The organism is Paenibacillus albidus, assembly GCF_014644435.1.
In the GTDB taxonomy this organism is placed as follows: Bacteria; Bacillota; Bacilli; order Paenibacillales; family Paenibacillaceae; genus Paenibacillus_AQ; species Paenibacillus_AQ albidus.
The window spans coordinates 1-524 of sequence record NZ_BMKR01000119.1 but is presented as its reverse complement, the minus strand read 5'-3'; the positions used below and the strand labels follow the sequence as shown (position 1 = coordinate 524).

Here is a 524-nt window from a genome sequence, read left to right as displayed (position 1 = left end):
CATCCATAGCCAAATGCATCTTTGCTACTTGTTCGCCAAATAAATCACAGCTCTCTTTTTTATCGGAATATCCGCCTTCCGCATACGTAAACAGGACCACGAAGCGTAGTCCCTCAGCTGCATCAATTTCTGTAATAAACTCGCCATCCCTTTTGACCACTGGTCCCGATACAAGGATTTCCTTCCTGACCAAGTGATTCAGCAGCTCAACTTCGAAAGTGATGTCATGTATACTTCGCCATTTCGCTTTATAGATTCGTAGTATGTATTTCCCCGTAGAGGTCTTCAATGAATAAGTATCATTCAGCCCGTTCGAGAGAAAACGGCATTCTATGAAGTCCCCGATCTCATAAAGATCATTTAGCGCAGGTACTAGTGCTTCGGAAGAAAAAACAGAATGATAAACAGGCAGTTTTAGCATATATTTCTCCTTTCAATAGTTCGTTTATCCGCCATATAAAAATTCAACATTTCCACTATCAGGCTCAATGAAGCATCTCATTCGAATTATTAATTAACCTTTA

At 40.1% G+C, this 524-nt stretch carries 1 protein-coding gene; it reads right to left on the bottom strand.

Annotation, left to right across the window (positions count from 1 at the left end; all coding sequences use genetic code 11):
- Positions 1–421 (bottom strand): phosphotransferase (locus IEY53_RS34865; RefSeq protein ID WP_189032952.1); only part of this gene is annotated, 421 nt, incomplete at its 3' end.
- Positions 422–524: the final 103 nt, after the last annotated feature.